We start from the raw sequence: 26,650 nt of genomic DNA on the forward strand, positions 1-26,650 counted from the left end.
ACCGTCTGCATTCGCGCCGCTGCCTCGCAATTGCAAGCGCTCGGTCGCCGCAGCCTGAAACACCAAGATCGTTGCCGCCACGGATAGCCGAGCAGACGTTTTGAAGAAGAAAAACACAAACAATACTTGGAACGAAGCTGACCGACTGGCAGCCCTGGCCCGATACCGCATCCTCGACACCCCCGCCGAGGCAGCCTTCGATGATCTGGTGCTGCTTGCTGCCGAGCTGTGTGCGACGCCCAGCGCCGCCATCGTGTTCGTCGACAAGGACCGCCAGTGGGTAAAGGCTTCGGTCAACATCGAAAACGGCAACCGCCCTCGGGACGAAGCGCTCTGTTCCCGCGCCATTGAGTGCACCGCACCACTGATCATCGAGGACCTGAGCAGCGAGCCGCTGGCCAACGGCATGACCGGCTTCTATGCCGCAGCAGTACTGCGCACCGCCGATGGCCTGCCGCTCGGCACACTCTGTGTTCTGGACAGCCAGCCGCGGCAGCTGTCGGAGCGCCAATGCGCCCATCTGGAGGCGCTGGCTCGTCAGGTCATGGCGCTGTTGGAGCTGCGGCGCAGCCGCGAAGCCAACGAGCGCAACCGACAGATCATCGATAGCGCGGTGGATTACGCGATTCTCACCACTGACGCCGAGGGCCTCATCACCAGCTGGAACCAGGGCGCCGAACGCATCCTCGGCTGGCAACTGCACGAGGCCATCGGCCGCCCGGCATCGCAATTTTATGTCGAGGAAGACCTTGCGGGCGGTGTGCCTGAGAAGGAAATGGCCATTGCCGCGCGCGACGGATCGGCGATGAACGAACGCTGGCATGTGCGCAAGGACGGCAGTCGGTTCTGGGCCAGCGGCGTGCAAATGCCGCTTAAGGACAATCGCGGCCAGCATCTCGGATTCGTTCAAATCCTGCGCGATCTGACTGAACGCCTTCATGAGCAGGCAGCCATTCGCGAAGCCGAAGAGCGCTACCGGGCGCTTGTCAATTTGAGCCCTCAGGTCATCTGGCAGTGCGACGCCGGCGGGCAGCTGATCTTCTGCAACGGCTACTGGTGTGACTTTACCGGCCTGAGTGCCGAAGCCTCGGCCGGCATGGGCTGGCTGCAGGCGGTGGCGCCGGAGCACCGCGACGCGGCGCTGAAGCAATGGCAAGGTGCGCTGAAATCCGGGCACGCTGGCAGCTTTGAAGTACCCTTGCTTGCGGCCGACGGCGGGCCGCGCTGGTTCCAGGGTAGCGGGGCCCCCGTCTATGACCGCGATGGCCGGCTGCTGCATTGGGTGCTGGTGGCGCAGGATGTCCACGAGCGACGCCTGGCAGAGATCAAGCGACTGGAAAGCGAGGCGTTCACCCGCAGCCTGCTGGACGCGGCCAGCGAAGGTTTCTACTCCATTGACACCCAGGGGTTGGTGACGCTCTGCAACGAAGCATTCGTCAAACTGCTCGGATTCGCCAGCAAGGAAGAAGTGCTTGGCCGGCAGCTGCACCCGATCATTCACCATAGCCATCCGGACGGCTCACCTTATCCGCTCGAGGAATGCCCGATTCTGCGCACCGCCACAAACGGCGAGCCGGCGCACGTCGAGTACGAGCTGTTCTATCGAGCGGACGGCAGCAGCCTGCCGGTCGAATACCGGGTCGCCCCGTTGTACCGAGACAATGTGCTGCATGGCGCTATCTGCACCTTCACCGACATCAGCGAGCGAACCCGCGGCGAAGCCCAGCAATCCTACCTGCTCGAACTCAGCGACCATCTGCAGGACAGCGGTAGCCGTATCGAGCTGGCCGACATAATGGCCGACCAGCTTGGCCCACTGATGGGGGCGGAGTGCATCTATCAGGGGCACCTGGATGAGTTGGATAACCTGATCGTCGCTGGACACTGGTCGCAGGGTTTCGCCAAGCCGCTCGCCACCTACATGCTGGGCGCTTGCGCGCAGCCGTTGCGCCTACGTTTGTCGCAGGGCCTCATCGTACCGTTCGACGACCTTCTCGACGAGGCTGGTTGCCACGGCGGTTACGGCGCACTGCATGAGCATTTCGGCTATCGCAGTCTGCTGCTGGCGCCACTGCTGGGGCAAACAGCCCATTGCGGCTTTCTGCTGTTTGGCAGTCAGCAGCCGCGCCCTTGGAGCCAGGCCGATATCTCGTTGGTGCGCGAAGTGGCCGAACGCATCCGTGCCGCTGCCGACCGGGCCCGCGCGCGCGAGGCCTTGCTCGAAGCCGAACAGCGCGTCAGCCTGGCCAACGAAATCGCTGCGATCGGCGTCTGGGAATACGATCTCGAAACCAACTCGCTGCATTGGGACGCACAGTTGAAGGCACTCGCAGGGATCGCCCCGAGCGAGCCGGCGCTATCGGTCAATGAGTTTCTCGCACGGGTTCACGCCGACGACCGCCAAACCCTACTGCATGCTTTCCGAAATGCGTTCGACGGCGTCGGTGGTGGCGAGCTGAACCTCGAATACAGAGTCTATGATGAGCGCAACGACCAGTTCCGTTGGCAGACCAACCGCGGCCGACGGCTGCTCGACACTGACGGAAAGGTCCGCCTGCTCGGCACCGCCCGAGACATCACTGCCGAGCGCAACGCCGCGTTGAAACTGCTGCGTATGAATGCGCTGCTCGAGGAACAGATACAGGAACGCCAGATCACCGAACAGCGCCAGTCGGTGCTGATGGAGCTGGGCGATCTGCTGCGCGGACAACCCGATAGCGTCAGCATCGTCACGGCTGCCGTGCGCGCGCTGGGCACCACGCTGCAGGTGACCCGCGCCGCCTTTTTGTCCATCGACCCGGGCGGGCAATACGCCAGCGTCGAACGCTACTGGAGCGACGGCGCCCTGGGTGATTACAGCGAACGCATGTGCTTTGCCGACTACGGTGATTTCATCTACGACCTGCAGCACGACGAGCTGGTGGTGGTCGAAGACGTGCAGCATGATCCCCGGACCGCCGCGCAGGCATCGAGCCTGCGGATACGGCGCATTCAAAGCCTGGTCTGCGTACCGCTGCAGGAGCAGGGCGTCCTCAGCGCTGCTCTGATTCTGCTGCAGGATCGGCCGCGACAATGGGCCGAAGAAGACATTTCCTTTATCCGCGAAGTCGCTGATCGCGCCTGGACGGCCGACGAGCGGATGCGCGCCGAAAGTGCACTGCGCGCCAGCGAGGAGCAGTTCCGCACCCTTGCCGACAACATGAGCCAGTTCGCCTGGATGGCCGACCCGGCGGGCCGCATCTACTGGTACAACAAGCGCTGGTACGACTACACCGGCACCACGCTGGAAGCCATGCGAGCCCTGGGTTGGCGCTCAGTGCATCACCCCGACCATCACGAGCGCGTCAGCGCCTCGATGAAACGCGCCGTGGCAATCGGCTCGATCTGGGAGGAGACTTTCCCGCTGCGTGGCAAGAGCGGCCAGTACCGCTGGTTCCTGGCGCGCGCCGTACCTATCCGTGACGATTTCGGCCAGGTGACCCGCTGGTTCGGCACCAACACCGACATCACCGCTCAGGTCGCCGCCGAGGAAGCGCTGCGGGAACTGAACGACAACCTCGAACGGCGGGTTGCCGAGCGTACCCGCGAGCTGGCCGAGATCAACCACCTGCTGCATCTGGAAATGGGCGAGCGTGAACGCGCCGAGGAGGCTTTGCGCCACGCGCAGAAAATGGAAGCCATCGGCCAGTTGACTGGCGGCCTCGCACACGATTTCAACAACATGCTGACCGGCGTGCTCGGCGCCCTCGATTTAATCCAGCGCCGGGTCGCCAGCGGCCAGGTAAACGATCTCGGTCGTTATGTCGACGCGGCCGCGAGCTCAGCCACCCGCGCCGCAGCTTTGACCCACCGGCTGCTGGCCTTCGCGCGACGCCAATCGCTGGACCCACAACCGGTGAACGTCAACCTGTTGGTCGAGTCGATGGAAGACATGCTGCGCCGCACCATGGCCGAGCACATCGAGTTTGATACCCGCCTGCAGGAAGACCCATGGTTGGCCTATACCGATGCGCACCAGCTCGAGAACGCCCTGCTTAATCTTGTCATCAACGCCCGCGATGCCATGAGCGAGGGCGGCAAGCTGATCATTCAAACCGGCTCGGTACAGATCAACACTTCGCAGCCAGACAGCCCCGAACCCGGCGAATACGTCACGCTCAGCGTGGCCGATAACGGTTCGGGCATGCCCGCTGAAGTAGTGGCTAAAGCATTCGACCCGTTCTTCACCACCAAGCCTATCGGCCAGGGAACCGGCCTCGGGCTTTCGATGGTCTATGGCTTCGTCAAGCAGACCGGCGGCCACGTACGCATCGACAGCACGCCGGGGCAAGGCACCCTGATCACCCTGTTCCTTCCGCGCAACCGGACACAGATTGCGCACATCGAAGAGCAAGCCAGCAAACCGGTGGCCGTCAGCGGCGCCCAGACCGACGAAACGGTGCTTGTGGTCGAGGATGAAGCCGCGGTGCGCATGCTGGTGGTCGAAGTGCTGCAAGAGCTCGGCTATCAGGTCCTCGAAGCGGTGGATAGCAGCAGTGCACTGCCGCATCTGATGGGTGATAGACGTATCGACCTGCTGGTCAGCGATATTGGCTTGCCCGGCATCAGCGGGCGGCAGATGGCAGAAATCGCGCGCCAGCATCGACCCGACCTTCGCGTATTGTTCATCACCGGCTATGCGCCGAATGCTCAGGTACGTGGCGAATTCCTTGGTCCCGGAATGGACATGCTGGCCAAACCCTTCAGCATCGACATGCTCGGCACCAAGGTTCGTCAACTGATCGAGCGCAGCGGATAGCTCTAAGACGGATAGCCCCAAGGAACTCTGCCGAGCGCTGCGCACTCTCTAGTGAAGGATCAAGCAGAGGCTTCCATCATGCGCAGAACAATCCTGACAGCCGTTACCCTGAGCTGTATCCCGTTTGGCGCGGCAATGGCCGATAACGGGTTCGTCCGACAAATTCTGTCATCCGGCGCGACTACCGCTTCCACTTACATGACGTTCCGCGACGACAAGCTGGTCGCTGCGGCACGCGAAGACGCCAGCAGTTTTGTGGCCAGCGACGGCGCCATCCGTGGCCCCTATCTCGAAGCGATGCTGGTGAAACTGCGTAGCGAGCAACCGCAACTACAGGCCAGCGACATGCAGCTGGCGAGCGCGATCCTCGCAGCCGAACAACACTAGGTGACGCAACGCCGGCCAGCCGGCCGGTGATGTCGCTCCGCATGCATTACAAGCGGCAATTCGCGTCAGCACCCGTCCACTCGCAGCATTCGGAGAACTCCATGAAGAAAACCGCATCCGCCGTCTGGCAAGGCGATCTCAAAAGCGGCAAAGGCACCATCAGCACCGAAAGTGGCGCGCTTAAGGAAAACCCGTACGGCTTCAACACCCGCTTCGAAGGTGCGCCTGGCACCAACCCCGAAGAGCTGATTGGCGCCGCACACGCCGGCTGCTTTTCCATGGCTCTGTCGATGATGCTGGGTCAGGCGGGCTTGACTGCGGACCGCATCAACACCACCGCGGAAGTCACCCTGGACAAGGACGACCAAGGTTTCGCCATCACTGCGATCGCCCTGACGCTGAAGGCCAAGGTGCCTGGCGCCGACAACGAGCAGTTCCAGCAGATCGCCAACCAGGCGAAGGAAGGCTGCCCGGTATCGCGCGTGCTCAATGCGCAGATCAGCCTGAACGCGACTTTGGAAAGCTGATCCCACGCAACCAAAAACGCCGCCCCATCGGGCGGCGTTTTTGCTCGTGCGGTTTGGGTCAACCGCGGATGTTGTAGATGTCCTTCTCGTTCAGCTCGGCATATTCGTACAAGCGATTGAGATAGGCACTCTGCTGTTCCCAGACTTTGCTGGCCACCGGATCGGCAGCGGCGGAGGCGTCGACCACTTCGGCCGCAACTTCCTTCAGGCGGGCCAGCACCTCGTCAGGTAGACGACGCACTTCGACGCCCTGCTCGCGCAGCTGCTCCAATGCTTCCATGTTCTTCGCGTTGTAGTCGTCGAGCATGTCACCGTTCACTGCACGGGCAGCGGCACGAACGATGGCCTTGAGATCGTCCGGCAGGGTATCCCAGGCCTTGAGATTAACGTCCAGCTCGAAGGTAACGTTCGGCTCCTGCCAGCCCGGCGTGTAGTAGTACTTGGAGGCTTTGTGCAGACCGAGCGCCAGGTCGTTGTACGGGCCGATCCACTCGGTAGCGTCGATGGCACCGGTCTGCAGCGCCGTAAAGATCTCGCCGGCCGGCATGTTGACGACGGTCCCGCCCATTTTGGTCAGTACTTCGCCGCCGAGGCCGGGGGTGCGCATCTTCAGGCCGTTGAAATCGTCGACCGAATTGATTTCCTTGTTGAACCAGCCAGCCGTCTGCACGCCGGTTGCGCCACAGGCCATCGGCAGAACGCCGTAAGGCTTGTAGACCTCTTCCCACAGCTCCATGCCGCCGCCGTAGTGCAGCCAGGCGTTCATTTCCTGCGCATTCGGACCGAACGGCAGGGCACAGAAGAACTGTGCGGCCGGAACCTTGCCCTTCCAGTAGTAAGGGGCGCCATGGCCCATTTCGGCTGTGCCGCGGGATACCGCATCGAAGACTTCAAGTGCCGGCACCAATTCGCCTGCAGCGTAGACCTTGACGGTCAACCGGCCATTACTCATCTCGTTGACACGCTTGGCGAAGTTCTCGGCGCCAACGCCAACGCCCGGGAAGTTCTTCGGCCAAGAGGTGACCATCTTCCATTGGAATTTCTCAGCGCTTGCGCTGCCTTCGGATTTGGCTGCGGTTGTCTCGGTTTCCTTGTTGCAACCCGCCAGTGCGGCTGCAGCCAGGCCCGCACCGGCGGCGGCCAGAATTTGACGACGTTTCATGAGTCACTCCTTGTTGTTGTAATGCTGATATCGGAAGCCCCGATATCAGGTGGTTCTAGCTATCATATGGCTATCTCTCGCTCAAGCACCGTGACTACGTACACCCACTACGTACGTAGTACTGCCGGTTGCGACACGCTCGCACAGCCGCCTAGAATCGCCGGCCGCCTGGCCATAACAATAAAGGATCTGCCATGTCGAAACATGCCCCTCCACTGCTCGGTCTCGCCAGAGTAATCGACGCCGTGAACGCCCGCTTCGGACAGGCCTGCGCCTGGCTGACCCTGTTTTTGGTCCTCGGGACCGCTCTTGTAGTAGTGCTGCGCTATGGTTTTGGCATCGGCGCAACCGCACTTCAGGAAGCCGTTCTCTACGCTCACGCATTGGTCTTCATGGGTACTGCAGCCTGGGTCCTGCAACGCAACGGCCATGTTCGCGTCGACATCTTCTACCAGCGTTTCAGCGCTCGCTACCAGGCATTGGTCGAAGTACTCGGCACGCTGCTGTTTCTGCTTCCGGTCTGCCTGTTCCTCGGCTGGGCCAGCTGGGATTACGTTGCCAACTCCTGGGCGACGCTGGAAGCTTCCAGCGAGACGGGCGGTTTGAAGGTAGTTTTCATACAGAAAAGCATCATCCTGGTTCTGGTTTTCACGCTGGTACTGCAAGGCATTTCTGAAATCATCAAGGCCGCCTACATCGTTGCTGGACGCCTGCCGGAGCCGGAGGTGAAGCATGGCTGAGTTGATGGCGATTCTGCTGTTCGTCAGCATCTGCGCGGCCTTGATGGCCGGCTATCCGGTTGCCTTTACGCTGGGTGGCGTGTCACTGCTGTTCGCCGGTATCGGCATGCTTACCGGTACGTTCGATGGCGGCTTCCTGAGCGCATTGCCGAACCGCCTGTTCGGCATCATGAACAACCAGACGATGCTGGCGGTGCCGCTGTTCGTGTTCATGGGCGTGATGCTGGAAAAAAGCCGGGTGGCCGAGGATCTGCTCGAATCCATGTCGCGGCTATTCGGCACCCTGCGCGGCGGCCTGGCGATTTCCGTTTGCGTGGTCGGCGCTTTGCTCGCCGCCAGCACCGGCATCGTCGGCGCCACCGTGGTAACCATGGGTCTGCTCGCGCTGCCGACCATGCTTCGCCGCGGCTATGACCCGGCCATCTCCACCGGCACACTCGCTGCCACCGGCACCCTGGGCCAGATCATCCCACCGTCGATCGTGCTGGTCTTGCTGGGCGACGTGATGTCCAGCGCCTATCAGCAGGCGCAGCTGAAGATGGGTATCTTCTCGCCGAAGACCGTCTCGGTCGGCGATCTGTTCGTCGGCGCCTTGCTCCCCGGCCTGCTGCTGGTCGGCATGTACATTCTCTACATCATTGCAGTAGCCATCTTCCAACCGAAGAAACTGCCGGCACTGCCGCAGGAAGAGCTCGGGCCGATCGAATGGGGCAAGCTGATCAATGCACTGGTGCCGCCGCTGCTGCTGATCAGCGCGGTGCTCGGCTCGATCCTGGCAGGCTACGCAACGCCTACCGAGGCCGCCGCGCTGGGTGCGCTCGGCGCAATGATCCTGGCTTTCTACAAGGGCAAACTCAACTTCGGTCAGTTGCGTGAAGTCGCCTATGGCACCACTGAAATCAGCGCCATGGTGTTTCTGATCCTCATTGGCGCCTCGCTGTTCTCGCTGGTATTCCGCGGCTTCGGCGGTGAAGTGCTGATTGAGGACATCTTCGCTCAGCTGCCAGGCGGCGTGCTCGGCGCGTTCTTCCTGGTGATGTTGGTGATCTTCCTGCTCGGCTTCATCCTCGATTTCATCGAGATCACCTTTGTGGTGGTCCCGATTGTCGGTCCGGTGTTGCTGGCCATGGGGCTTGACCCGGTGTGGCTCGGCGTAATGATCGCGCTGAACCTGCAGACCTCGTTCCTTACCCCGCCGTTCGGTTTCGCCCTGTTCTACCTGCGCGGTGTGACGCCGAAATCAGTGCCCACCAGCACGATCTACAAAGGCGTGGTGCCGTTCATCATGATCCAGCTACTTCTGCTGGTGATCGCCTACCAGTTCCCGGGGCTGGTAACCTGGCTACCCGAACAGATTTACGGCAAGTAGCCCTGTCCAGACGCCCGTTTCGACGGGCGTCTCGCTTTTCGGCAGGGGCTTTCGGCGCGATCATAGCCACGAAGCCGCCATTGCCGAGCCCCCATGTCCAGCGCCCCATTCAGCTACGCACAACTGGCCGAACGCTTTCGGCAACTCGACGAATTCCTGTTGCAGCACCAGGCGCTGTGGCGTCCGCGCCCGTTCACGCACATGCGTCTCGGCTGGGAATCTGAACATCCAGAACTGGCCCTTTGGCTTCGCGGCCGCTCACTGAAAGACGCTGAAGCCGCGCACAACCAGCCCGCACAGCTGCTCGCACCCGCCCCGTTTCAACAGCTGGCTGCACGGGCCCTCGCCCTGAGCTGTATGGACGAGCTGCCCTCCTCACCCATCCGAAACACTGACACGCGCCAGCTGGCCGACGTGCCCGGACGCAAGTGGCTGCAGATCCAGGCATTCGACGCGGCCCTGACGTTCAATGAAGTCCCGCACCATTGGGTCGACTGGTGCGCGGGCAAAGGTCATCTAGGGCGCCAGCTGGTCAGGCGCGGGGGTGAGCTGACGTGCCTTGAGTGGGATCAGGCTTTGGTTACAGCCGGCGCCCACCTCAGTCAGAAGCTGGGCATCAACGCAGACCACCGACAGCAGGACGTGATGGCCGGCGATGTGGCTGCACAGCTCAACCCCACCACAACACCGATAGCGCTACATGCCTGTGGCGATCTGCACATTCGTATGATCAACCTGAGCATCGCGCAACGCTGCCAGCAACTGGCAATCGCACCCTGCTGCTACAACCGGACCCAGACAGATCGTTACCGGCCCTTATCGACGCTTGGGCGGCAATCAAGTCTTGAGCTCTCCCGTGACGACCTCGGCCTGCCACTCAGCGAAACCGTCACTGCCGGTACGCGCGAACGCCGCCAGCGCGACCAGTCGATGGCCTGGCGCCTGGGTTTCGATCTGCTCCAACGTGAGCTGCGCGGCAAAAACGATTATTTGCCCACACCCTCGCTTCCCAGTAGCTGGCTGAAGAAAAGCTTCGCCCACTACTGCCGCGACCTGGCGACCCTCAAGCAGCTACCCGAACCGCAGGAGCAGGACTGGAATGCGCTGGAGCAACGTGGCTGGCAGCGGCTTGCCCAAGTGCGCAATCTGGAACTGCTGCGCGGCTTGTTTCGGCGGCCGCTGGAGCTCTGGCTGCTGCTCGACCGTGCGCTACTGCTGGCGGAAAACGGCTATGCGGTGCGGCTGGGCACCTTCTGTCCAGCCGAGCTGACCCCACGCAACCTGATGCTGATTGCCGAGCTCCAGCACCCGAGCGCAAGCACATGAGAAAACTCATGCAAACAACTGGCAACAAACAGTTTACTCGCCGCGAGCAATTGCTATAATGGCGCCCATCTTTTAGCCGGTATAGCTCAGCTGGTAGAGCAACTGACTTGTAATCAGTAGGTCCCGAGTTCGACTCTTGGTGCCGGCACCATACGAAACAACAGAAAAGGCTCACCGAAAGGTGGGCCTTTTTTGTTTCATACGAAGCTCGGCACGAAATGATCCGGATCGATGGCTGCCGTCGCTTTGTGCGAGAGTCCCGTTAACCGGTCGCTGCGATTGATTCGATGGAAGAATCCAGACGCGACGCCAACATAGCGGCGGCGTGTTACACCGGGCGGATGCTGGCATTTCGTCTTATCTCTCACGGTTACGCTTGATGCTTGCCACTCCTTACGCAGCTTACAGGCTCGTTTCGCAATCGTTGTCGCCTCGGTTGTTCTGGTGCTCAGCTGCATCTTTGGCGCCGCCATTGGCGAAATCGTCCATTTCGCGCCTGCAGGAACAGCACCACCCGGAAACGGCATGAGTCAGCGAACCTAGTCACATAGCCAGACGCAAAAAAGCCCCGCATCAAACGATGCGGGGCTTTTCTGTATAGGCTGAGTCCTGTCCCTTCGGCCGCTCCCAGCAGCGATTCCTTGCGTCAGTCCTGACGTTTCGCGAGATCCTTCGCGGCAGCCTTGCACCAGCCCCAAGGCGGAGGGCTGGTCGCCGTGCTAGGCGCTCCATGGCACATCGAGATGGGTCAGGGAACGGCCAGCAGCGGCAGCAGGGTTAAGAACGGGCGTGATGGCAAAAGTTCCACTTTTGAAATGAAAAGGCCATCAGATTAAGTACAAACCAGGAAAGACCAGCGCAACCGTCAGTCGGAACCGCCATGGGTCAGGCTCGTCTAGCTGAGCCTCCAGCCGACCGTTTCACCTGCTGTCAGCCCGCCAGTTTCCTGCAAACCGACCTGCTCTAACGGCCTTTCGCCAGCGCCTTGCAAGGCTGACCTGCGATTCATTTCCAATTGTTTGTACCTGGAACATGCCAGGCAAAACACGGTCTGCTGTGCGTCGCCACTCCAGCGCAACTGAAGGCAATGCTTGCCACCCCGGAGCCAGCCTTGAGGAACCGAGCCACTCGATGAGCGCAATCACCACCCTCTTCCACAAACTCAAGCTGTACCTGTTCAATGCTTCATGGATGATGGCGGAGCGGTTGCTGAACATCGGCGTGGGCTTTCTCATGGCGATCGTGCTGGCCCGCTATCTGGGACCGGAACAGTTTGGGATTCTTGCCTACGCCATTTCCATGACCGCGATCTTCGCCTCGGCCGGTCACATGGGTCTGGCAGGGCTGGTGGTGCGCGAGGTGGTGAAGCAGCCGAACAAGGTTCCGGAGACGCTGGGTACCACGTTCATGCTTAAGCTGACCGGCATGACCATTGGTTTCGTCCTGGTGCTCGTTTACGCATCGCTGTTCGAAGAAGTGGGCGGCACCGAGTTCTGGATGTTGCTGATCGTCGCCTCGGCCATCTTCTTCCAGACCTTCGACGTGGTGGAATACTGGTTCCAGTCGCAGGTGCAGGCCCGCTACCCGGCCATCGCCAAGTCCAGTGCGATCCTGCTGTCAGCGGCTCTCAAACTGCTGATGGTGTTCAGCGGCGCCGGCGTCATCGCCTTCGCCTTTGCCCACACGGCGCAATTCGCAATGGCCGCGCTGATTCTCGCGCTGCTCTATAAAGGCACCACCACTGTCTCGCTGATGAGCTGGAAAGCCAGCTTGGCCAAGGCCAAGGAGTTGCTCAGCCAGGGCTGGATTCTGTACCTCGGTTCGATCTTCGCGGTCGTCTATATGAAGATCGATCAGGTCATGCTCAAGTGGATGGTGGGCGCCGAGGAAGTCGGCGTCTATGCCGTTGCGGCGCAACTCTCCGAGGCCTGGTACTTCCTGCCGATTGCGATTGTCGCGTCGTTTTTCCCGAAGTTGATCAAGCTGCACGCCGCCGACCCAGACCTCTTCAACAAGCGCTTCCAGCAGCTGTTCGATGTCCTGTTCATCCTTGCCATCGCTGTCGCGGTGCTGGTGTCGCTCGTCGCCGAACCCGTGATCGCCCTGTTGTTTGGCGACGAGTACCAGAACTCCGCCTCGATCCTCACCATCCATATCTGGGCAGGCGTGTTCATCTTCATGCGCGCAGCGTTCAGCCGCTGGATCCTGATCGAGGGCGCACTGATGTTTTCACTGATCACTCAGGGTCTCGGCGCGCTGGCCAACATCGGCATCAACCTGCTGCTGATTCCTCACTACGGCGGCGAAGGCGCCGCCATGGCCACGCTCATTTCTTACGCGGTGGCTTCGTACGCTGCCCTGCTGGTGCACAAGAAGACCCGCCCGGTGTTCTACATGATGACCAAATCGATGTTCAGCCCCGTCCGTTACGCATTCAACGCAGTAGGAGCCGCCCGATGAGCCTGATGTCGCTCGCCAGAGCCTTGCCTGATCCCGTCAAGAACGCGATCAAGGCCACCCGCGACAACACTGGCATTGCCCTGGTCCGCCTGTTTTCATCCAGCGGATTCCTGTCGTCGGTTTATTACTGCCTGATCAGCCGCGAGTTCGACCGTGAGCACCGCGCAGTGCTGCTTGGCCGACTGAATTTCGCCAAACGGATGCGCGGACAGGGCGAAAACGATGCCTTTCTGCGGCGCAACGTGCATCGCCTGGAGAAGGGCCTGATCATGCGTCCTCGGCGCAGCACCTTTGCCGAGGATTACATCGGCCCGACGGTTCGCTGCTATGCCGATGCAACCCAGGCGGGCGTCGTAAACGGCCAGCAACGCTGGGCCAACGATGTGCTCACCGACTATTTCTCCGCCGTTGGCAGCACGCCGCGCATCGACTCGGCCAAGCGCGCCTTCACCAGCACCCAGACGCCTGGCAACACCAACCGATGCGTGCCCTACCCGCACAGCGATCTGCCGGAGTGCCCGGTCAGCTATGACGAGCTGATGGTGCTGTTCCGTCGCCGTCGCTCGGTGCGCTGGTATCAGGACAAGCCGGTCAGCAACGCGTTGCTCGAACAGGCGGTGCGGGCCGCCGCGCTGGCGCCATCGGCCTGCAACCGCCAGCCGTTCCGTTTCTATGTCAGCAATGGCAAGGAAAAGGCCGCCGAAGTCGCCAAGTGCGCCGGCGGCACCGCGGGTTTCCATGACAACCTGCCCTGCGTGATTGCCGTGGTCGGCGACCTCGGCTGCTACCCGGAAGCACGTGACCGCCACGTGGTTTATATCGATGGCTCGCTGGCAGCGATGCAGCTGATGCTGGCTCTGGAAAGCCTGGGGTTGTCGAGCTGCTCGATCAACTGGCCAGACGTGGAAGAGCGAGAGCGCCAACTGTCGAAAATACTGGGCCTGGCCTATCAGGAACGCACTGTGATGCTGCTCGCGGTGGGCTATGCCGATCCAACGGGAGGGATTCCTTATTCGGACAAGAAGACCGAGAAAGACTTGATTGTATACAACTGAGGTAAGCGATGATTATCGAGATCAGAAAGGCAGGGTTCGTCAATAAAGGCGCTGAGCTGATGTTGCACGCGGCGCTGCAGAAGCTGAGGACCCGGTATCCCGACGCTACCTTCGTCATGGCCCCGACCCAGAAAAAAGCCGAACAGCCGTTCCGCAAGCTGGTGCAGCTGGGCTTCTACCCCAAGGCCTGGCTATGGCGCTATGGCATCCAGTGGGGCACGCTGGCCAACTTCGCGCCACGTCCGCTGCGCGAAATGTACGGCGTGGTACTGGACAAGGAAGTCGACGTGGTCATCGACGCGGCGGGCTTCGCCTACAGCGATCAATGGGGCGAGGATCCCTGTGCAGAACTGGCGCAATCGACCAAACGCTGGAAGAAAAACGGCACCCGCGTGATCCTCTTACCGCAAGCGCTGGGGCCGTTCAAATCGGAGAAAAACCGGGCGGCAATGAAAACGGTGGTCGAAAACATTGACCTGATTTTCCCGCGCGAGCGCGTGTCCTACGAACACCTGACCGAACTGGTGGGTGAGCAGGCCAAGATCAAGCAGTCGCCAGACTTCACCAACCTTATGACCGGCGTGCTGCCGCAAGACTTCGATATAGAGCAGAACCGTTTCTGCATCGTGCCCAACTGCCGAATGCTCGATAAGACCGACCAGAAGACGCGCGAGGCTTACCTGCCCTTCCTGATCACCTGCACGCGGTGCCTGCTGGAAAAGGGCGCCAAGCCTTTCGTGCTGGTGCATGAAGGCAAGGACGATCAGCGCCTGGCTGACGAGTTGTCGGCCGCGGTGGGCGGCATTCCAATCGTCAAGGAGAGCGGCGCGCTGGAAATCAAGGGCATCCTTGGCGCCTGTAGCGGCACCTTGGGCAGCCGTTTTCATGGACTGGTCAGCGCGCTGTCCCAAGGCGTGCCGGCGCTGGCCACCGGCTGGAGCCACAAGTATCAGATGCTGTTCGAAGACTATGGCTTCCCCGAAGGGCTGGTTCAGGTCACCACCGATGAGGCGGAAATCAAGCGCAAGATCGATCTGGTGACGGATGATGCTGCGCGGATCCAGGCGTTGATTCAGGCCCGTACCGCTCAGCTCAAGCAACAATCCGAGCAGATGTGGCAGGAGGTGTTCGCCGTAATCGATCAGTGTCAGCGTACCCACCAGGCGCAGCACCACACCGCTGGCGCGGCCTGAGTGACCACCGTGGCGCCGCGAGCCGGCGCCACGGTTTAGTGTTTCTTACCGGCGAAGCGCTGGCGAATCAGCCGGTACAGGTAGTAGAGCACCATCAGCACCACGATCACCGTGGAAACCGGGTTGAGGTATTCCGAGACCTTCTCGTACTGTGACTCGAGCAGATAGCCGGCCAGTGCCAGCAGTGCCGTCCAGATCAACGACCCCAGTGTCGAGTAGATCAGGAACTTGGTCATCGACATGCCGGCGATACCGGCAGGCACCGAAATCAGGGTGCGCACCGCCGGAATCAGGCGGCCGAAGAACACCGCCGCCTTACCGTGCCGATCGAACCAGCCACTCGCCTTGTCGACATCCTCCGGCGACAGCGTCAGCCAATGCCCCCAACGTTTGGCCAGCCGTTTCATGCGCTCCTGGCCGAGCTTGGCGCCGGCGTAGTACCAGGGCAGCGCACCCACTACCGAGCCAGCGGTGCCGACCAGAATCACCACAATGAAGTTGAGATCACCCCGCGCCGCGACGAAGCCCGCCAGCGGCATGATCAGCTCCGAGGGAATCGGCGGGAAGATGTTCTCCAGCAACATCAGCAAGAACACGCCGATGTAGCCGAACGCCGATACGATTTCCACGATCTTGTCGAACATCGGTTACCTCTGCTGTGGGGGTGAAGAATCCTGCGCCGAGGGCTCGGTGCGGATTGGCTCTCGCCTGTTTAGTGTCAGCGCAGGCTTACCAAGTGCCGCGGTTTCCTCTGCCGGCAACGACGCGTAGTAATCGGCCAGTGCCTGCATCTGTTCCGGCGTGAGCTGCTGCGCGGCGCTGTGCATGATATGGGCGTACTCCGTACCGCCACGCTTACCGGTTGTGAATAGCTCCAATTGCAACTTCAGATAGGCCGCGTACTGGCCGGCAATGTTCGGGTACATCGGATTGCGAGGACCCTCCTTGGGCCCATGGCAATGCACGCAGGACGGGATGCCGCGTTCACGCACGCCGCGCTCGGCCAGCGACAGGCCCCGGGCAAGACTGTCGGGTAGCGGTTCCGGGGCGTCCGTTCGGCTAATGGGCGGCAATTCAGCGTAGTGTTGCGCCAGCGCTTCGAGCACGTCCGGCTCCAGACCCGCGGCGATTGGCTGCATGATTCCGCTGTGGCGTTTGCCACTCGCATAGGCCTGCAACGCTCCGAGTAGATACGCCTCGCTCTGCCCGGCCAATCGGGGGAACGCGCCTTCGCCCCGACCGCCGCCGTCTTCGGCATGACAGCGGTTGCAGTTGGCCAACACCGGACCGAGTGGATCCTGCAACGGACGCAGATGATCGGGAGTTACCGGTTTGGCGGGCTGGTCGGCTCGCCCACCCAGCGCCAGTTGCGTGTAGCGCTCTGGCGACATGCTCGGCATCGCCTGGAGGAATGCCACCACGGCCCAGACCTCATCGTCCCTTTTCTGCGCGAGCCAGGCCGGCATGGCGGTGAATTTCACGCCATTCTTCACAATCCAGAACAACTCCTGCGGCTCCCAGCGCTCGATGCGCGGCGGCAGGAAGGGCGGCTCGGGTGTCATCTGCTGAACGATCAACGAGCGCTCCTGACCCGGACCGCCATGGCAGGCCAGGCAGCCGGTGTGATAGTGCCCGGCCCCCTTGAGCACCAGCGCCGGATCGTCCAGCGGCGGCACCGTGATGCCCATCGACTGCGTGCTCACGGCCCGGCGCATGGCGTAATGCAACACCCAGCCGGTCGCCGTCCAATGGCCCGAGCTGGCGCTGATGGGTACCAGCCCCAGCGATACCAGGGTCAAGCCGCCGACACCGGCGAGCGCGCCCATCAACGCCACGGCCGCCAGCACGCGTTTCCATGAGCCGCCTGTGAGCCAGCCGAGCCAACGCCGCAACGGCGCCCAGTATCGCCGCAGAATCCGCCTAGCTGCTGGAAACGGCATGGCGCTTGTCCTGTAAGAGTCCGAACAGCAGATACAAACCGCCGATCAAATAGGCGCTGCCGCCGAAGGCCAGCATGATCACGCCACCCATTTGCTGGTCCTCCAGTGGGCTCATGCCTGAGAGCGGAGACCCGGTGTGCTCGAACAGCGGCCGGCTCGACATTGCCAGCAGCACGCCGAGCAGCGTCATGTGCATTGAGGTCAGCAGCAACCCGGCGATGCCGGCCAGGGCGCGTTGATGACGCACGCCGCCAAACGCGGCGAGCCACACCAACAGACCGACAAACAGATAGCTGCCCTGCTCCAGCAGTTCCGCCGCTTGCGAAGTGCGCGCCGCATGGTGCAGCGCTGGCATGTGCCAGGCCCAGACCACGAACAACTCGATCACCGAAGCCAAGATCGGCGAGAACAGAAAGGGGATGCGGTTGGAGAAGTCGAACCTGCCGCCAGCGAGTCCAATCGCTAACAGCGGCGCCGCCACCGCTACCACCATCACATGCATCAGCATATGGCCGACGAACAACCGATCCGCCATGTCCGGCAACGGGCCGAGCCAGACCGCCGCCAGCGTGGCCAGGCCGAGCAGCAACGAGAGCGGACGCCAGATCATGCGCAGCTCCTGATGAACACCACGCTCAAGGCGACGAAAATCGTTGCCACGAAACTCAGGCCACTGAGCAGCAATGTCGAAAAGCCAAGGAAACGATGGCGATCAGCGGGCGTATCGAAGTCATGCGGCGCCGTGGCGTGGCCAAACGAGTGCTTTCGCCAGCCACGCCAGCCGGTCAGGGCGATTCCGGCCAGCGCCACGAGCGTCAGCACACCGATGGCAAGGCGGATATCGCCCAGCTCGCCGCTGCGACCCGCCACCTTCGCGCACCACACCGCCGTCGCCACGTAACACAGCAGAAAATGCACCGCCCAGATAGTCGGGCTGAGGGTGATTAGCCAGAGCGTGTCGCGCACCTGCGGCGGGGCTTCAGGCGCCTGCTGATCGCCGCTGCGTTGCTGTTCGCTCAGGTCTTCACTCATAGCACCTCCGGAAAGCCGGCGATGACGGCGACGGTCACACCGACGGTGATGAGCATGAAATGCCAGTACAACGCGATGTTGCGGATATCGATGTCATGCACCGCCGTCATCCGCCCAGCCGCACGTCGCGCGAGGCAATAGAGCTGCATGATCAGGCCGATGGACAAGTGAATCAGGCACCAGAGCACCAATACCCAGACCGTGGCGGGGTACACGTTAGTGGTCGGGTCCAGGCCACTGAAATGCGGCCCGGCCCATAGCGAGTAGGCGCCACCGAGTGTGCAGATCGCCGCCAGCCCCAGCGCGCCATAGAAGCCCGCCGCCTGATCACGGACGTTGCAGCGCCGTGCCAACAGCGTCAGCCCCCAGGAGGCGGCAATCAACCCCAGCCCCAATACCGGCCAGAACACACCGGGGCCGGCCGCATCGGCCGGTGGAAAATCCTCGTGAACGGTCCAGAAAAAGAAGTAGCCGAACACCAGGCTGCCAAAAGCGCTCATGTCACCAATCATGGTGATGAAGGTGGCCCACCAGCCCACCGACTTGGCGCCGGAGGCATAGAGCGGCACCGTCACGTCCAGGCCGATGTCTTTTTTCGGCTTCTCCGGGATCACCGCCGTGCCGGTCCAGAGCCAGATGAGGATGGTGATCAGCGCAAGGCCACCGCTGACCAGCGCCGCGACGTACCAGCTGTAGGTCGCGAAGATGAACAGGCCGCCAGTGAAGATCGCCGCGCACATGCTGAGGAAGGTCGGGCCGGGCACGCGCAGGCACTGGATCGGCTCGGCGTCGATGATGCTGCTGATCAGCGTTTCACGTTTGCCCTCCTCGGCATCGGGCAGGTAATAGCGCCCGGCGTCGACGTCGCGCATCAGGTCTGGCTGATCCCACAGCGGGTAGCGGCTCTTGATGATCGGAATCGAGCGCGCCCCCCACGGCATGCCAGGCATTTCCGCGAGCCATTCGAGAGTCCCGGCGTTCCACGGATTGCGCTTGCTGTAGGGCTGTTTGCCCTTGGGCCGCAACACATCCCAGACCAGCACCGCGACGCCGGCGGCGAGGATGAAGGCGCCCACGGTCGACACCATATTCAGCACGTCAAAGCCCATGTCCGGCGCGTAGGTGTAGACGCGTCGCGGCATCCCCAGCAACCCAGTGAAGTGCATCGGCAGAAAGGCGATGTTGAAGCCGATGAACATCAGCCAGAAGGCAATGCGTCCGAGCCGATCGGAGAGCGTCTTACTGCGCGCCAGCGGGAAGAAGTAATAGAGCCCGGCGATCACCGGGAACAGCATGCCGCCGATCAGCACGTAGTGCAGGTGCGCGACGATGAAATAGGTGTCGTGCGCCTGGAAGTCGAACGGTGCCAGCGCCACCATCACACCGGTCAGGCCGCCCAGCACGAAGATCGCCAGCGCACCGGCGACGAACAGCATCGGCACCGATTTGACGAAGCGTCCCGCCAGCGCCGTTGCCAGGAAGCAGAAGATCTGCACGCCAGTCGGGATCGCCACCGCCTCCGACGCTGCCGAGAAGAAGGCCAGCGAAATCCCCGGCATCCCCGTGGTGAACATGTGGTGAACCCACAGCCCGAAACTGATGAACCCGGTGCCCACCGCAGCCAGCACGATGAAGCTGTAGCCAACGATGGGCCGCCCGGCTGCGGTGGGCACGATGGTCGCCACCAACGCCACGGCGGGCAGGAAGATGATGTAGACCTCGGGGTGGCCGAAGATCCAGAACAGGTGCTGCCACAAGAGTGGATCGCCGCCGCGGGTGTGGTCGAAGAACGGCCAGTCGAAGGCGCGTTCCAGCTCGAACAGGAGGTCGCCCGCGATCAGCGGCGGGAAGGCGAACAGGATCATTCCGGCCACGACCAGGATGTACCAGGAATACAGCGGGATCAGGTTGATGCGCATGCCCGGCGGCCGGGTCTTCAGCACGCCGACGATCAGCTCCACGGCGGCGGCGATCGACGACACTTCGATGAACGACAGCCCGAGCAGCCAGATATCGGCACCGAGCCCGTCCTGATAGGTGGTGGTGAGCGGCGGGTACATGAACCAGCCACCTTGGGGCGCGACGCCGAAAAAGATCGAACCGCAGACAAACACGCCACCAATGATGAAGCACCAGAAGCCATAGGCCGACAGCCGCGGGAACGGCAGGTCCCGCGCGCCGAGCATCTGCGGCAGGATCAGGATCGAAAAGGCTTCGAAGATTGGCACGCCGAACAGGAACATCATCACCGAGCCGTGCAGGGTGAAGACCTGGTTGTAGGTTTCGGCGGACAGCAGATCGTTATCCGGCACCGCCAGCTGCGCACGGATCAGCATCGCCAGCACACCGGCAAAAAGGAAAAACAGGAAGGACACGCCGGTGTACCAGAGCCCGACCTCGGTGTTGTTTACCGCCGACCAGTAGCGCCAGCCGGTGGGCGTCTTCCAGGCGGCGGCGAGGCGTTCAGCCTGGGCCTTGGCACGGGCCTCGTCCTGCGGGTCGCGGTATGCAATCGGCTCGCTCATTTCAGGCCCTTCAGGTAATGCGCCATGGCGTTCAGCTGTGCCTCGGGCAGCATGCCGAAGGCAGGCATTCTCACGTCCGGCTTGATCTCACTGCTATGGCCGATCCAGCGTCGGAAGGCGTCGACATCGGCTGGCAACGTGCCGGCTGCCAGGGTCAGGCGGCTGCCGACGTGGGTCAGGTCGGGCCCGACCGTGCCGTCGGCGGCAGTGCCGCGCACCTGATGGCAGGCACCGCAGCCATTGGCGAGAAAGGCCTGCTGGCCCGCCTGCTGCAGTTCCGTTTCCGGTTGCTGCGCGGGCTCTGCCTGTTCGGCTAGCCACTGATCGAACGCCTCACGGGTCATCACTACTACGGCGAAATTCATCAGCGCATGGGAGGTGCCGCAGTATTCGGCGCAGGCGCCACGGAAGGTGCCGGTCTCGGTCGGCTCCAGCACCAGCTCGTTGACCCGACCGGGAATCATGTCGACCTTGCCGCCCAGCGATGGGATCCAGAACGAGTGGATCACGTCCGGGCTGGTCAGGCTGAAGGCCACCCGCTCGCCCACCGGCAGTCTTATTTCGTTGGCCAGCTCGACGGCGTCCCCCGCATCGGTCTGGTAGCGCACCCGCCACCACCACTGCTCACCCGACACGTCGACACGCAGGGCAACGCTTTCCGACGAACTCAGTTGCGGCATCAGCATCAGCCCGTAGATCAGCAGGCCGGTCAGAACCACCACCGGAAAAATGATTCCGCCACCAATGATCAACCACCGCGCCCCGCGAATGCCGTGGGCTTCCGGGTGGGCCTGGGTGGCATACAGGGCGATGCCCATCACCACCAGCCAGATGACCAGCGCACCGCCGGCCATCCACCAGAACAGCGTGGCGATGCTCTGCGCACCGACCCCGGCCGGGTTCAACGCTGACTGCTGGCCGTCACACCCCACCAGCATCGCAGCGAGCAGCAACAGGCCGACGCCACGCGGCTGAACGCGTGCTGTGGTGAGGACGTTTGTCAGGGTCAGCCGCATGGTCCGCCTCGCTGTGGGTCACGTTTTGTGACACTCCACGGGCGGAAAAAGTTGGGTATCCAGGCGAATTCGTAATCGGCGGACCCTTGAGTCGTTGCGCTTGTCCCAACAATTAGCAGGAGAACGACTCAGGAGATTGCATGGCTACAGACAGACGCCACCGACGCTACCTTTTGACCTTGGCCGGCCTGTTCCTGTTGATCTGGGGCGCGCTGGCAATCGATCCCTTCAACCGCCACGACTGGCTGCTGGAGAATCTGTTAGTCGTGGGATTGGCCGCCGCCTTGTTGCTGGGCCACAAGCACTACCTGCCCTCCCACAGCGCCGCGACGCTGATTTTTCTGTATCTCTGCATCCATCAGCTCGGCGCTCATTACACCTACGCCAACGTGCCCTACAACGACTGGTGGCAGGCACTCACCGGCGAAGGGCTGAATGAACAGCTGGGCTGGGAACGCAATCAGTTCGACCGCTTGGCGCACTTCAGCTATGGGCTGCTGCTGGCTTATCCGATGCGTGAGGTGCTGATCCGCCTGGGCCTACGCCCAGGAATCTGGAGCCTGATTCTGCCGATAGACATCGTGCTGTCGACCTCGGCGATCTACGAGCTGATCGAATGGTTTGGCGCGGAAATGCTGGGCGGTGGCCTCGGACGCACCTTTCTTGCCACCCAGAACGACCGCTGGGACCCGCAAAAGGACATGGCGCTGGCGGCCGGCGGTGCGCTGATCGCCATGATCGTCACTGGAATCATGGCCCGGGTACGACGCCCGCGTAGAGCATCGCAGGCGTGACGACGGCACCCGCCTCAGGGTCGGGCGGCGTCTCCGAGCCGCTCGGGCGCGTCGGATGTTTCGGAGTCGGTGGTCACCCCAATCCGACGCAGATACCACTGGTATGCCAGGTACGAGCAACCCCAGCCGAGCAGAACGCCGAGAGTATTGGCAAGCATGTCGCCCAGCGACGCCTGCCGATTAGGCAACAAGCTCTGGCCGACCTCGATCAGCGTGGCTGCGACCAGGCTCACCGCCACGGCCCAGAATACGCTCCACTGCGGAAAAGCCAGGCGCAGGGAGAACATCAGCGCGGCAAAACCAAGCATGTGGTGCAGCTTGTCCTGCTGATCGAAGACCTGGGGGACCGGCTCGGGCCGCAGCCCGCTGAAAAGGATAATTGCTAGCACCGCGAGGAACGGCAGGATGCGCAAGTAATTCATAGGCAATCGGTAGCTCTCGCTGGGATCGGAAAGTAGTTAAATTGGCAGGGCCCGGATTACGGGCAGGATGAAGACGTCAGCAAAGGCGGCGTAACATATCAGCCCCTCGACGTGGCGCGTACCGAGCATGATCACCGGAGTGCACGCTATGGAGGTCCAAAGCCATCGATAGTTCGTGCGGCCATGTAACAAATTGCGCAGTTGTCGATCAGTTGCCTCTGCGCAACAGAGGCCAGCCTAAACGTAACCTCAGGATTGAGGTCCGAACTGTTACGATCAGGGCCGATGCCGTGGAGAATGGCGAGTGCCGCGCTCTGCTACCAGCAAAACGGGATACCACCTTTGACGCACCCCACTTCGCTGCCAGGCAGTCTGCAGCGGCAACCGACACAGGACGCGCGAGCCGCCACGCTCAGCGTGGGCGGTGACTGGACGTTGCAGCACTACGCGACGCTGCGCCGGGAGATCGAACGCACCCGCCGTCAGGTGACTGAAACCGACCGGATCGAGCTCGGCGCACTTGGCAAGCTGGACACTGCTGGCGCCGGATTGCTGGTGGAATTGATCGGGCCGGCGCGGGTGGCTCGCCTGAGCGATTGGGCGCCGCAGCTGCCGGCGGAACGACGCGCGCTGCTGACGACCGTCGCCGCGGCGCTCGACCAACCGGAAGCCGAACAGGCGCCCGAAACCAACGGCCTGGCCGATGTACTGGCACACGTGGGCCGCACCGTTTCCGGGGTCTGGAATCAGCAACGCACCCTGCTCGGCTTTATCGGCCTGACCCTGCAGACACTCTTTACCGTCATCCTCAATCCACGGCGCTGGCGGATCACCGCGCTGGTGGTGCACATCGAGCAGACCGGGCTGGACGCAATCCCCATCGTCGCCCTGCTGACCTTTCTGGTCGGTGCGGTCGTGGCGTTTCTCGGCGCCACGGTGCTGGCGGATTTCGGCGCGACCATCTATACGGTCAACCTTGTCGCCTTTTCTTTTCTGCGTGAATTTGGCGTGCTGCTGGCGGCGATCCTGCTCGCCGGGCGCACCGCCAGCGCTTTCGCCGCACAGATCGGGGCGATGAAATCCAACGAGGAAATCGACGCCATTCGTACCCTCGGCTTGAGCCCCATCGAGCTGCTGGTGCTGCCGCGGGTACTGGCGATGTTGATCACCCTGCCGATCCTGACCTTTATCGGCATTCTCAGCGGCATCGTCGGCGGGCTGGTGGTCTGCTCGCTGGCGCTGGACATATCGCCGGCGATGTTCTTCACCATCCTGCAGCGCGATATTCCGCTCAATCACTTCCTGGTCGGCATCGGCAAGGCACCGGTGTTCGCCTTCCTGATCGCGGTAATCGGCTGCCTGGAGGGCTTCAAGGCCAGCGGCAGCGCCCAGTCGGTAGGCGAACACACCACCTCCAGCGTGGTGCAGTCGATCTTCATGGTGATCCTGCTCGATGCAATCGCCGCGCTGTTCTTTATGGAGATGGGCTGGTGAATGACGATCCCGTGATTCAGGTTCAGGGGCTGGTCAACCGCTTCGGCAATCAGGCGGTGCACGTCAATCTCGACCTGAACATCCGCCGCGGCGAGATTCTTGGTGTGGTCGGCGGCTCCGGTACCGGAAAATCGGTATTGCTGCGCAGCATTGTCGGCTTGCGTCAGCCCAACGCCGGCAGCGTCAAGGTGTTCGGCGAAAACCTGCTGAAGCTCTCAACCCAGCGCCGATCGGAAGTCGAGCGACGCTTCGGCGTGCTGTTCCAGCGCGGTGCCCTGTTTACCTCGCTCAACCTGCAGGAAAACGTCGCCCTGCCGCTGATCGAGCACATCGGCCTCAAGCGCGCCGATGCCGAGCACCTGGCACGGCAGAAGCTGGCGCTGGCCGGCCTGCCGCCGGAAGCCGCCTGCAAATATCCCGATGAGCTGTCCGGCGGCATGGTCAAGCGCGCTGCCCTGGCTCGTGCGCTGGCGCTAGACCCGGAGGTGCTGTTTCTCGACGAACCCACCGCCGGCCTCGACCCGATCGGCGCCGCCGCCTTCGATCAGTTGATTCTGACCCTGCGCGATGCGCTGGGCTTCAGTGTGTTTCTGGTCACTCATGACCTCGACACGCTGTACACCATCTGCGACCGCATTGCTGTCCTGGCGCAGAAACGCGTCTTGGTGGTCGACACGCTGGAAAAGGTCGCCGCGACCGACGACGAATGGATTCGCGAATATTTTCACGGCCCGCGTGGCCGCGCCGCGCACGACGCCGCGCAACGGTTGGAGAATCCCTAAATGGAAACCCGTGCCCATCATGTATTGATCGGTTTGTTCACCGTGGTCGCGGTCGGCTGCGCGCTGCTCTTCGCCCTGTGGCTGGGTAAATCCAGCATGGATCGCGAATACAGTTACTACGACATCGGCTTCAGCCAGGCCGTCAGCGGTCTGTCCAGTGGCAGCTCGGTGGAATACAGCGGCATCAAGGTCGGCGATGTCACCGAGCTGTGGCTGGAGCCGGATGACCCACGCAAGGTCCGCGCACGCATCCGCGTGTATGGCGGCACGCCGATCAAGACCAACACCCAGGCGCGCCTGGCCCTGGCCAATATCACCGGCAGCATGGTCATCCAGCTGCACGGCGGCACCCCGGACGCCCCGCGGCTCGAAGGCGAACGCGATGATCCGCCACTGATCATCGCCGATCCGTCGTCGCTCAGCGCATTGCTGGAAAACGGCGAAGATCTGATGAGCAACATCAACAACCTCCTGCTCAGCGCCAACCAGATCTTCTCCGAGGAGAACACCAGTCGGCTGAGCCGCACGCTTGAGCATCTGGAGCAGGCCACCAGTGTGCTCTCCGAGCACCGTGGCGACTTGGCGCAGACGCTGCAGCAGTTCAATCAGCTGAGCCAGCAGGCCAACACGGTGATGGGTGAACTGTCGAGCCTGGCGCGCAACGCCAACGGCCTCTTGGATGATCAGGGCCGTAGCGTGCTGACCAGCGCAGCGCAGTCGATGGACACGCTGGACCAAGCCACGGCTCGGCTGGACAAACTGCTTGAGGACAACGAAGGCGCGCTGAGCAACGGCATGCAGGGCTTCAACGAGCTCGGCCCGGCCATCAACGAGCTGCGCACCACCCTTGGCGCGCTGCGCCGCGTGACTCAGCGCCTGGAAGACAACCCGAGCGGCTTTCTGCTCGGCCGCGACAAACTGCAGGAGTTCAACCCATGAACCTTCGCCACTCCCTGTCCCGCCTCGCACTGTTCGGGCTGTTCGCGACGCTCGCGGCGTGTTCGATCCTGCCGGAGTCCGAAACCCTTCGTATCTACCTGCTGCCCACGACGCCCACGCCGCAGCAGGCCAGCACACCCGCGCTCCAGCATGCACTGCGCATCAATACGCCCCAGGCCAGCCGCATCCTTTCGAGCCAGCGCATCGCCGTGGTGCCGCAAGGCAACCAGATCAGCGCCTATCAAGGCGCGCGCTGGAGCGACGCCGCGCCGGTGCTGCTGCGTGATCGCCTGATCGAAGCCTTTCAGCGCGACGGCCGAATGCCGTCGGTGAGCAACGAGGACATCAACCTCTACGCCGACCTCAGCCTGCATAGCGACCTGCGCGCCTTCCAGACGGTGTATGTCGACGACAAGCCAGTCGTGGTCATCACGCTCGACGCGCGCCTGGTCAACCGCAACGACCAGCACACCCTCGCCAACCACCGCTTCGAGGTGCGCCAACCCAGCGCCGACCCGAGTGTGGAAAGCGTGGTCGAGGCGTTCGGCAAGGCCAGCGATCAGCTCAGCGGCGAAATCCTCGAGTGGACCTTGAGCCACGCCCGCACGCTGCAATGAGCTGACGCGCAACGCTTGTCGCTATTCACGCCGGACTTGATCCAGATACACATAATCGCCGTGGTAGAGCGC

The 26,650-nt window shown here is 62.3% G+C and carries 22 protein-coding genes and 1 tRNA gene; 15 read left to right on the forward strand and 8 right to left on the reverse strand.

All coding sequences use genetic code 11. The features are described from left to right. Positions 1-100: 100 nt before the first annotated feature. The 3 genes from BUE09_RS03710 (at position 101) to BUE09_RS03720 (ending at position 5,712) form a co-directional block, all read left to right on the forward strand. Complete coding sequence (locus BUE09_RS03710; RefSeq protein ID WP_073299332.1) at positions 101-4,798, forward strand: PAS domain S-box protein; 4,698 nt, start codon at positions 101-103, stop codon at positions 4,796-4,798. A gap of 78 nt (positions 4,799-4,876) precedes the next feature. Beyond that, complete coding sequence (locus BUE09_RS03715) at positions 4,877-5,185, forward strand: DUF2388 domain-containing protein (RefSeq protein ID WP_073299496.1); 309 nt, start codon at positions 4,877-4,879, stop codon at positions 5,183-5,185. A gap of 101 nt (positions 5,186-5,286) precedes the next feature. Then, positions 5,287-5,712 (forward strand): OsmC family protein, encoded by a 426-nt coding sequence (locus BUE09_RS03720; protein ID WP_073299333.1) that lies wholly within the window; start codon positions 5,287-5,289, stop codon positions 5,710-5,712. A 58-nt stretch (positions 5,713-5,770) separates the two neighbouring features. Here BUE09_RS03720 and BUE09_RS03725 read toward each other — a convergent pair whose 3' ends face one another. Beyond that, positions 5,771-6,874, reverse strand: a complete 1,104-nt coding sequence (locus tag BUE09_RS03725) for a TRAP transporter substrate-binding protein (protein WP_073299334.1) — start codon at positions 6,872-6,874, stop codon at positions 5,771-5,773. A gap of 194 nt (positions 6,875-7,068) precedes the next feature. On the opposite strand from BUE09_RS03725, the gene BUE09_RS03730 reads away from it, so the two are divergent. The 7 genes from BUE09_RS03730 (at position 7,069) to BUE09_RS03760 (ending at position 15,017) form a co-directional block, all read left to right on the forward strand. Next, positions 7,069-7,614, forward strand: a complete 546-nt coding sequence (locus BUE09_RS03730; protein ID WP_073299335.1) for a TRAP transporter small permease subunit — start codon at positions 7,069-7,071, stop codon at positions 7,612-7,614. Next, the gene (locus tag BUE09_RS03735; protein ID WP_073299336.1) at positions 7,607-8,983 is read left to right on the forward strand and encodes a TRAP transporter large permease; all 1,377 of its coding nucleotides are present in this window, start codon (positions 7,607-7,609) and stop codon (positions 8,981-8,983) included. The genes BUE09_RS03730 and BUE09_RS03735 overlap by 8 nt, the downstream gene beginning before the upstream one ends. A 93-nt stretch (positions 8,984-9,076) precedes the next feature. Beyond that, a complete protein-coding gene (locus tag BUE09_RS03740; RefSeq protein ID WP_073299337.1) occupies positions 9,077-10,309 on the forward strand; it encodes a methyltransferase in 1,233 nt (410 codons plus the stop codon). A gap of 75 nt (positions 10,310-10,384) precedes the next feature. Beyond that, positions 10,385-10,460: transfer RNA gene (locus BUE09_RS03745), tRNA-Thr, on the forward strand. Between the two features lie 980 nt (positions 10,461-11,440). After that, on the forward strand, positions 11,441-12,769 hold the full coding sequence (locus BUE09_RS03750; protein ID WP_073299338.1) for a flippase: 1,329 nt from the start codon (positions 11,441-11,443) through the stop codon (positions 12,767-12,769). After that, the gene (locus tag BUE09_RS03755) at positions 12,766-13,824 is read left to right on the forward strand and encodes a nitroreductase family protein (protein WP_073299339.1); all 1,059 of its coding nucleotides are present in this window, start codon (positions 12,766-12,768) and stop codon (positions 13,822-13,824) included. Before BUE09_RS03750 ends, BUE09_RS03755 begins: the two co-directional genes overlap by 4 nt. Before the next feature lie 8 nt (positions 13,825-13,832). Continuing rightward, positions 13,833-15,017: a polysaccharide pyruvyl transferase family protein gene (locus tag BUE09_RS03760; protein ID WP_073299340.1), complete on the forward strand. Its 1,185-nt coding sequence runs from the start codon at positions 13,833-13,835 to the stop codon at positions 15,015-15,017. Positions 15,018-15,052: 35 nt separating this feature from the next. Here the strand turns inward: BUE09_RS03760 and BUE09_RS03765 are convergent, their stop codons facing one another. From BUE09_RS03765 to coxB, 6 genes are read right to left on the reverse strand one after another with little or no spacing between them, the layout of a single operon-like run. Then, positions 15,053-15,661: a DedA family protein gene (locus tag BUE09_RS03765; RefSeq protein WP_073299341.1), complete on the reverse strand. Its 609-nt coding sequence runs from the start codon at positions 15,659-15,661 to the stop codon at positions 15,053-15,055. A 3-nt stretch (positions 15,662-15,664) separates the two neighbouring features. Next, positions 15,665-16,957 carry a c-type cytochrome gene (locus BUE09_RS03770; protein WP_083380604.1) on the reverse strand — a complete coding sequence of 431 codons (1,293 nt, stop codon included), beginning with the start codon at positions 16,955-16,957 and terminating at the stop codon, positions 15,665-15,667. Beyond that, positions 16,938-17,567: a cytochrome c oxidase assembly protein gene (locus BUE09_RS03775; protein WP_143164614.1), complete on the reverse strand. Its 630-nt coding sequence runs from the start codon at positions 17,565-17,567 to the stop codon at positions 16,938-16,940. Before BUE09_RS03775 ends, BUE09_RS03770 begins: the two co-directional genes overlap by 20 nt. After that, positions 17,564-17,989 (reverse strand): hypothetical protein, encoded by a 426-nt coding sequence (locus BUE09_RS03780; RefSeq protein WP_073299344.1) that lies wholly within the window; start codon positions 17,987-17,989, stop codon positions 17,564-17,566. The genes BUE09_RS03775 and BUE09_RS03780 overlap by 4 nt, the downstream gene beginning before the upstream one ends. Next, positions 17,986-20,514, reverse strand: coding sequence for a cytochrome c oxidase subunit I (gene ctaD / locus BUE09_RS03785; RefSeq protein ID WP_073299345.1), 2,529 nt, complete (start codon positions 20,512-20,514; stop codon positions 17,986-17,988). Before ctaD ends, BUE09_RS03780 begins: the two co-directional genes overlap by 4 nt. Then, complete coding sequence (gene coxB / locus BUE09_RS03790) at positions 20,511-21,530, reverse strand: cytochrome c oxidase subunit II (protein WP_083380606.1); 1,020 nt, start codon at positions 21,528-21,530, stop codon at positions 20,511-20,513. The genes ctaD and coxB overlap by 4 nt, the downstream gene beginning before the upstream one ends. Before the next feature lie 140 nt (positions 21,531-21,670). On the opposite strand from coxB, the gene BUE09_RS03795 reads away from it, so the two are divergent. Beyond that, entirely contained in the window at positions 21,671-22,324 is a 654-nt protein-coding gene (locus BUE09_RS03795) for a DUF2238 domain-containing protein (RefSeq protein ID WP_073299346.1), read from the forward strand. A 14-nt stretch (positions 22,325-22,338) separates the two neighbouring features. On the opposite strand, the gene BUE09_RS03800 is transcribed toward BUE09_RS03795, so the two are convergent. Beyond that, positions 22,339-22,746: a VanZ family protein gene (locus BUE09_RS03800; protein ID WP_073299347.1), complete on the reverse strand. Its 408-nt coding sequence runs from the start codon at positions 22,744-22,746 to the stop codon at positions 22,339-22,341. Between the two features lie 297 nt (positions 22,747-23,043). Between BUE09_RS03800 and BUE09_RS03805 the strand changes: the two genes are divergently transcribed. From BUE09_RS03805 to BUE09_RS03820, 4 genes are read left to right on the forward strand one after another with little or no spacing between them, the layout of a single operon-like run. Then, complete coding sequence (locus tag BUE09_RS03805; protein WP_073299348.1) at positions 23,044-24,240, forward strand: MlaE family ABC transporter permease; 1,197 nt, start codon at positions 23,044-23,046, stop codon at positions 24,238-24,240. Continuing rightward, the gene (locus BUE09_RS03810) at positions 24,237-25,022 is read left to right on the forward strand and encodes an ABC transporter ATP-binding protein (protein ID WP_417779571.1); all 786 of its coding nucleotides are present in this window, start codon (positions 24,237-24,239) and stop codon (positions 25,020-25,022) included. The genes BUE09_RS03805 and BUE09_RS03810 overlap by 4 nt, the downstream gene beginning before the upstream one ends. Further along, positions 25,023-25,961: an MlaD family protein gene (locus BUE09_RS03815; protein ID WP_073299350.1), complete on the forward strand. Its 939-nt coding sequence runs from the start codon at positions 25,023-25,025 to the stop codon at positions 25,959-25,961. It abuts the gene before it with no gap. Next, the gene (locus BUE09_RS03820) at positions 25,958-26,578 is read left to right on the forward strand and encodes an ABC-type transport auxiliary lipoprotein family protein (RefSeq protein ID WP_143164615.1); all 621 of its coding nucleotides are present in this window, start codon (positions 25,958-25,960) and stop codon (positions 26,576-26,578) included. Before BUE09_RS03815 ends, BUE09_RS03820 begins: the two co-directional genes overlap by 4 nt. Positions 26,579-26,650 lie beyond the last annotated feature (72 nt).

It is taken from the genome of Stutzerimonas xanthomarina DSM 18231 (assembly GCF_900129835.1).
Taxonomy (GTDB): domain Bacteria; phylum Pseudomonadota; class Gammaproteobacteria; order Pseudomonadales; family Pseudomonadaceae; genus Stutzerimonas; species Stutzerimonas xanthomarina.

Coding starts and splice junctions, on each gene's coding strand:
- BUE09_RS03735 (WP_073299336.1), top strand. CDS start 7,607: ATGGCTGAGTTGATGGCGATTCTGCTGTTCGTCAGCATCTGCGCGGCC.
- BUE09_RS03820 (WP_143164615.1), top strand. CDS start 25,958: ATGAACCTTCGCCACTCCCTGTCCCGCCTCGCACTGTTCGGGCTGTTC.
- coxB (WP_083380606.1), bottom strand. CDS start 21,530: ATGCGGCTGACCCTGACAAACGTCCTCACCACAGCACGCGTTCAGCCG.
- BUE09_RS03805 (WP_073299348.1), top strand. CDS start 23,044: ATGGCGAGTGCCGCGCTCTGCTACCAGCAAAACGGGATACCACCTTTG.
- BUE09_RS03800 (WP_073299347.1), bottom strand. CDS start 22,746: ATGAATTACTTGCGCATCCTGCCGTTCCTCGCGGTGCTAGCAATTATC.
- ctaD (WP_073299345.1), bottom strand. CDS start 20,514: ATGAGCGAGCCGATTGCATACCGCGACCCGCAGGACGAGGCCCGTGCC.
- BUE09_RS03740 (WP_073299337.1), top strand. CDS start 9,077: ATGTCCAGCGCCCCATTCAGCTACGCACAACTGGCCGAACGCTTTCGG.
- BUE09_RS03715 (WP_073299496.1), top strand. CDS start 4,877: ATGCGCAGAACAATCCTGACAGCCGTTACCCTGAGCTGTATCCCGTTT.
- BUE09_RS03775 (WP_143164614.1), bottom strand. CDS start 17,567: ATGATCTGGCGTCCGCTCTCGTTGCTGCTCGGCCTGGCCACGCTGGCG.
- BUE09_RS03760 (WP_073299340.1), top strand. CDS start 13,833: ATGATTATCGAGATCAGAAAGGCAGGGTTCGTCAATAAAGGCGCTGAG.
- BUE09_RS03780 (WP_073299344.1), bottom strand. CDS start 17,989: ATGAGTGAAGACCTGAGCGAACAGCAACGCAGCGGCGATCAGCAGGCG.
- BUE09_RS03795 (WP_073299346.1), top strand. CDS start 21,671: ATGGCTACAGACAGACGCCACCGACGCTACCTTTTGACCTTGGCCGGC.
- BUE09_RS03720 (WP_073299333.1), top strand. CDS start 5,287: ATGAAGAAAACCGCATCCGCCGTCTGGCAAGGCGATCTCAAAAGCGGC.
- BUE09_RS03725 (WP_073299334.1), bottom strand. CDS start 6,874: ATGAAACGTCGTCAAATTCTGGCCGCCGCCGGTGCGGGCCTGGCTGCA.
- BUE09_RS03750 (WP_073299338.1), top strand. CDS start 11,441: ATGAGCGCAATCACCACCCTCTTCCACAAACTCAAGCTGTACCTGTTC.
- BUE09_RS03815 (WP_073299350.1), top strand. CDS start 25,023: ATGGAAACCCGTGCCCATCATGTATTGATCGGTTTGTTCACCGTGGTC.
- BUE09_RS03770 (WP_083380604.1), bottom strand. CDS start 16,957: ATGCCGTTTCCAGCAGCTAGGCGGATTCTGCGGCGATACTGGGCGCCG.
- BUE09_RS03755 (WP_073299339.1), top strand. CDS start 12,766: ATGAGCCTGATGTCGCTCGCCAGAGCCTTGCCTGATCCCGTCAAGAAC.
- BUE09_RS03730 (WP_073299335.1), top strand. CDS start 7,069: ATGTCGAAACATGCCCCTCCACTGCTCGGTCTCGCCAGAGTAATCGAC.
- BUE09_RS03765 (WP_073299341.1), bottom strand. CDS start 15,661: ATGTTCGACAAGATCGTGGAAATCGTATCGGCGTTCGGCTACATCGGC.